Below are 5599 nucleotides of genomic sequence, written 5' to 3' on the forward strand. Positions count from 1 at the left end.
AATCATGTTCGGCAGGCTCAAGGACTGGCGCCGCATCGCCACACGCTACGACCGATGCCCCAAGGTCTTCCTCTCCGCCATCGCCCTCGCCGCAACCGTCATCTTCTGGCTATGAGTCCTGAGCCTAGGCCACCTTCACCGCAGCCATCATGGCGGGCGTGGGCGGGGCCGATCCCGGCGCGATGGGTGTGCTCGCCGTCAGCCACGCTGGCCACGGCGAGGGGGGCGCGACCGTGCGCTTCGCCATCCTCAACGGGTTGAAGGCTCCGCCTGCGCGCTGCGACGGGTCCGACCAGGGCCTGGGTGCTGATCGCGCTGGCCGATGCCTTCCACCGCCTGCACCAGCGCCAAGAGTTGGGGGAGGCGTTGGTTGAAGCCGTGTCGCCGGGCGGTGACACCGACACCAACGCCGCCATTGCCGGCGCGCTTCCGGGCGCAGCCCATGGCCGTGGGGCGATCCCTGCCCACTGGCGCCGCGCGGTCCTGTCCTGCCGCGCCGTCCCCGCCCGCGACGGCCATCACCCCCGCCCCTGCACCTGCCGGCCCGATGACGCCCTCGATCTCGCCGGAGCGCTGCTCGCGGCCGGCATGGGCTGAAACGCAGCGTTGATGCGGCAAGGCCGGCGGAGCAACCCTGCCGGCCGGAGATGGCCCGCAAGGACGCCCACGGGGAGTTGTCATGGCCCTCGGGCCGGCCGAGTTGCTTTTGGGGGCCCGGCTTCTAGGCTTTACCGCCTGCAGGCGAAAGGAACCCTCCCCTTGTCTCTGGCCTCCGTCGCGACCGCAGCGGGACTGACGGTGGATCAGTTCCTGACGCTGATGGTGATCGTCGCAACCATGATCGCCTTTGTCTGGAACCGCATCCGGCACGACATCGTGGCCTTCGCGGCGCTTCTCGCCTGTGTGTTGCTGGGGCTGACGCCGGCGGACACGGCCTTCAAGGGGTTCGGAAACCACGCCGTCGTGATGGTGGTGTTCGTGCTGATCCTGAGCCACGGGTTCCAGCGCTCGGGCGCGATCGACGCGGTCAGCCACTGGCTGGTGGCCGAGCGGGGCTCGGCGTTCCGGGGTGTGGTGCTGTTCACGCTGTTCGGCGCGGTGCTGGCGGCCTTCATCACCAACATCGGTGCGCTGGCGCTGCTGATGCCGCTGGGGCTGCAGTTCGCGCAGCGCAACGGGCTGCCGCCGGCGCTTGTGCTGGTGCCGCTCTCCTATGGCACGATCTTCGGGGGGATGGTCACGCTGATCGGCTCGCCGGCGAACCTGCTGGTTTCGGGGTTCCGTGAGGACGAGTTGCAGGCCGGCTTTGCGATGTTCGATTTTCTGGCCGTGGGGGCCGCGGTGGGGGCGGTCGCGCTGCTGCTGGTGCTGGCCCTTTCGCGCCTGCTGATCCCACGCCGAGCGGTGCGCAATGCACAGGCGTTCGAGATCTCGGCCTACCAGACCGAGGCGCGCGTGGGCCCCTCCAGCAGCGCCGCCGGCGCCACCGTGCGCCAGATCGAGGCCATCGTGGGCGAGAGCGGCGCGCGCGTGATCGGCCTTGCGCATGGCAATGCGCGCACCGTGCCGCCGCACCGCCAGATCGTCCGGGTCGGTGACATCCTGGTGATCGAGGCCAACCCCACCACGCTGCCGGGCGTCCTCGCGCGCCTCGATCTGACGCTGGAGGAAGAGGTGGCGCCGGAGCCCGCCGACCCCGCCCCGGGTCCCGGCGCCGATACCGTGCTGACGGAGCTTGCGGTGCTGCCGGGGGCCCGGCTGGCGGGGCGGTCCGCCCGCGAGATCCGCCTGCGCTCGCGCTTCGGCATCAATCTGCTCGCGGTGTCGCGCGCGGGCCGCCGCGATCCGCGCCGCCTGCGCGACATGACCATCACCGAGGGCGACGTGCTGCTGGTGCAGGGCGGGGACGAGGACATCGCCGACTTCGCCCGCGACTATGGCTGCGCGCCGCTTGCGGCCCGGCCGCTGCGCCTGCCGAAGGTGCGGCGGATGGTGCTGGCACTGGCGATCCTGGTGGGCGCGGTCGCCGTCTCGGCCACCGGGGTGCTTCCGACGGCGGTGGCCTATGGCTGTGCGGCGCTGCTGGCGATCCTGACCGGGGTGACGCCGGCGCGCAGCGTGCCCGGCGCGGTGGACTGGACGGTGGTGGTGCTTCTGGGCGCGCTGATCCCGGTGGCCAACGCGGTCGAGGCGACGGGTCTGGCCGAGGTCGCGGCCAAGGGCGCGCTGTCGCTGGGCGGCGCGGCCCCGGAGGGGGCGTTCCTGATCGGCGTGGTGATCGTGGCCAGCATGGTGCTGACCAACGTCTTGAACAACGCGGCCGCGGTGGCGATCATGGCGCCGGTGGCGTTCAGCATCGCGCGCAGCCTCGAGATCGGCCCGGACCCGCTGCTGATGGCCGTCGCCATCGGTGCCCAGGCCGGCTTCCTCACCCCCATCGGACACCAGAGCAACACCTTGATCCTGTCGTCCAGCGGTCTGCGGTTCTGGGACTTCTGGCAACTCGGCCTGCCGCTCCAGGCCGCTGTCCTGGCCGTCGCCGTCCCGGCGATCCTGTTTGTCTGGCCCATAAGCCAGGCTGGATGACCACAGACGGTTGCGGCCGCGCACCCGCCCACAGCGACGGCGCTGTCCGTGTGGCGCGATCCATCACACCCCGTGCCGGCGTCCAGGCGGTCGCCCCCTCAGGCCGTTGACCACACCATACGGCACAGCGCTGGCTGAGGGCGGCGTCCGATGTCACGCCACGCCATATCCGCCCTCCGGCAGAGTCTGCGCCCCGAGCTCGACGCCATCGGGCCGCAGGAGGGGGTCCGCCCGGTGCTGGACCCGGTCGTGACGTTCAGGGCGCTGGTTCCGGGTGCGCTCCACGACCCGGGGGCAGGCGCGGTGGCCGCGCATCATGTCAGATGACGTCGAAGACCTCCAGCGCAAGGCATGCCGCTGCCAGCAGGACGAGGGTTTCGAGAACCACCACCGCAAGATGGCCGCCCCCCACCGCGGTGAGCGCCTTGAGGGACGTCTTGATACCCAGCGCCGCGATCGCCACGACGAGGCAGGCGCGCGACAGGGTGGTGACCTGATCGACCAGCGCCTCGGGCAAGTGAACCACCGATCCGAGCGCCACCAGTGCGAGGAAAAGCACCATGAACCACGGCAGCAGGGCGATCCGCCCCCGCGCCCCGCCATGCGGCCCCATGCGCAGCACCAGCGCCACCGCGATCAGCACCACCGGCAGCATGGCCACCCGGAACAGCTTGACCACCGTGGCGGTCTCGCCCGCCGCGTCCGAGACGGAAAAGCCCGCGCCCACCACCTGGGCCACGTCATGGATCGTGGCGCCGATCAGAAAGCCCTGCTGGATCTCGGAAAACCCCAGCGCCTGGAACAGCAGGGGATAGGCGACCATGGCCACGGTGGACAGTGCCGTGACGGCCATGACAGTGAACAGGGTGTTGCGTTCAGTCCGGTCATTGGCGGGGATCACCGCGGCAATCGCGAGTGCCGCGGACGCCCCGCAGATCGCCACCGCCCCGCCCGTCAGCAGCGCAAAGCGCCACTGGCGCCCCAGAAGCGGTGCGATGACGAAGCCCGACGCGATGGTCAGCGCCACGAGCCCCACAAGCACCAGCGCCCCATCCCCCCCCAGCCGCGCGAGGTCCTCGAACGCGATGCGCACGCCCAGGAGGCCGACGCCGAGGCGCAGGATGAATTTCGCAGCCAGGTCGACGCCCTCGCGGCAGGGGCCCTCGGCGTGCAGGAAGTTGAAGGCCATCCCGATCAGCAGGGCAAACAGCATCACCGGCGCGCCATAATGCGACCCAAGGAAGCCTGCGGCGGCCGCCACCGTGCCCGCCAGCGCAAGGCCCGGCAACATCCGGACCGTAGCGTTGCGCCAGACCTCCAGCCGCTGCGCGATCATGGTCCGGTCCACTGCGCCGTGTTGGCGCCTGCGTGCGGAAACTGCGCGCTGTTGTGGGGCATTGCCGTCCTCCTCCGGTCAGGGGGTCCTGCAACATCGCGCAGAAGATCTCCGGTTTTTCCAGATGAACCGCGTGGCTTGCGGCGGGCACCACGCCAGGCTCGGCGCCCGAGATGCCCTGCCACAAGCGCTGCACCTGTGGCCAGAGGCAGGAGCGGTCGCCCCATGTGTTTCGGCACGGCATGCTGAGCCCCGCCAGCGCCGCGCGGCCGTCCCAGTCGCGCTGATCCGGTCCGCGGTGGCGGGCGGCGATGTCCTGCATGATCATGCTGCCCAGCCCATGGGCGAAGGCCGTGGGGTAGATGTAGCGCGCATTGCCGCTGGTGCGGGGGTTGGGAAAGATCGCCTGGATATCGTCGCGGGCCAGATCGTCCCAGTCGTTGATGTCCTTCGGCTTGCCCTCGCGCACCAGAAACGCCGGCCGTGAATACCACGGCGAGGCGCCGTTGGGCAGGGCGTCGCGCCAGTCCTCGGAGACAAGGCCACCCGCGCCGATGACGATCACGCGGTCGGCAAGTTCGAACGCCTCCTCCTGATCGTGGGTACCGAAGATCTTGGTCGAGCCGGTCGCCTTGTGCACGTCGCGCAGCCAGCGGCGCAGATCGCGCCGAAGGGCTCGTCCAGCAGCAGCACATTGGGCGCGATCGCCAGCGCGCGCCCCAGCGCCACCCGCTGGCGCTGGCCGCCCGAAAGCTGGGTGGGGTCGCGGTCGGCCAGATCCACGATCTGGAGGAAGTGCAGCGGCTCGTCGACCTTGGCCGCGATCATCGTTCGGCCCGGGGCGCGTCGCATGACGGCTGCAATGGATCCCGAGTGGGGAGGTCACCGTTCGGCCCACCGAGACCAGATCGAAGCCCGCATTGGCGTTCCGGTTGTCCGGACAGGGCCGGTGCTGGACCGCGTTCGTATCCAGATCGCCCTGCGCAAGCGCCTGGTTCGGAGCGACATGGGCGGTGCACTCGACGACCTCGATCTCCAGCCCGAGATCGGCGGCGCGGCCCGCCTGCGTCGGCGCGCCCTCGGCCATGGCGACGGTCCGGTGCAGAAAGCCCGCGCAGATGCGGATGACCGGCCGGCGGTCGTCGTCCACCTCGTCCCGGTTCGCGGCGTCCGGACGGCGAGGTCCGCGCGGCCCGCCAGCCGTTCTGTCGCGCGAGCCAGAACAGCGTGCCCACGATCACGCCGCGGACACCGGCGAAGCTGTCCCATTTCCTGGCGGTGCAGGCGGGATCGTTCCTGTCCGCCTGCACCCAGCGCGGCGTAGCGCGCGAGCCCGACCTTGATCCAGTCTTCATCGGGCGGGTCGTTGGTGGGGATGTGGGCGACGGCTTCCCCGACCAGTTCACGCGACGCGGCCTTGTTGCGTCGCAGCCCTGCCGCCCTCGCGCGCGATCTCGCGGCGATCGGCGGTGCTGTTGCCGCCGAGCTTGCGCAGATTTGCCTTGGCCGCAGGCGCGCGCAAGGCCGCAGGCGCAACGCCAATGATCCCGCCTGATCCGACCTGCGCTGGCTTGGCCCTGACGGGCCACGGCGGCCGACCGCCCATACCCCGGAGTGGCCGACCTTTACGCCGCCGTTGACAGAAAGGGGCAGGTCGGGGCCGGGGACAGCCGCAGG

The 5599-nt window shown here is 70.7% G+C and carries 4 protein-coding genes and 3 pseudogenes; 4 read left to right on the forward strand and 3 right to left on the reverse strand.

Going from position 1 to position 5599, the window contains the following annotated elements; genetic code table 11:
* The 3 genes and pseudogenes from CCR87_RS01755 to CCR87_RS01765 all read left to right on the forward strand — a co-directional run.
* A pseudogene (locus CCR87_RS01755) lies at nt 1-115 on the forward strand (IS5/IS1182 family transposase); the annotation flags it as partial.
* 155 nt (nt 116-270) lie between these two features.
* On the forward strand, nt 271-597 hold the full coding sequence (locus CCR87_RS01760; protein WP_274609741.1) for an ADP-ribosylglycohydrolase family protein: 327 nt from the start codon (nt 271-273) through the stop codon (nt 595-597).
* Between the two features lie 162 nt (nt 598-759).
* Entirely contained in the window at nt 760-2586 is a 1827-nt protein-coding gene (locus tag CCR87_RS01765) for an SLC13 family permease (RefSeq protein WP_201155611.1), read from the forward strand.
* Nucleotides 2587-2905: 319 nt separating this feature from the next.
* Here the strand turns inward: CCR87_RS01765 and CCR87_RS01770 are convergent, their stop codons facing one another.
* From CCR87_RS01770 to CCR87_RS17665, 3 genes and pseudogenes are all read right to left on the reverse strand, one after another.
* Complete coding sequence (locus CCR87_RS01770) at nt 2906-3922, reverse strand: YeiH family protein (protein WP_201155612.1); 1017 nt, start codon at nt 3920-3922, stop codon at nt 2906-2908.
* Between the two features lie 334 nt (nt 3923-4256).
* A pseudogene (locus CCR87_RS17660) lies at nt 4257-4762 on the reverse strand (ATP-binding cassette domain-containing protein); the annotation flags it as partial.
* Nucleotides 4763-4790: 28 nt separating this feature from the next.
* Nucleotides 4791-5009: pseudogene (locus tag CCR87_RS17665) on the reverse strand (MetQ/NlpA family ABC transporter substrate-binding protein); the annotation flags it as partial.
* Between the two features lie 252 nt (nt 5010-5261).
* On the opposite strand from CCR87_RS17665, the gene CCR87_RS01790 reads away from it, so the two are divergent.
* Entirely contained in the window at nt 5262-5477 is a 216-nt protein-coding gene (locus CCR87_RS01790) for a hypothetical protein (protein WP_201155613.1), read from the forward strand.
* Nucleotides 5478-5599 lie beyond the last annotated feature (122 nt).

Origin of the sequence: Rhodobaculum claviforme (assembly GCF_016653255.1) — a bacterium.
GTDB classification, from domain to species: Bacteria; Pseudomonadota; Alphaproteobacteria; order Rhodobacterales; family Rhodobacteraceae; genus Rhodobaculum; species Rhodobaculum claviforme.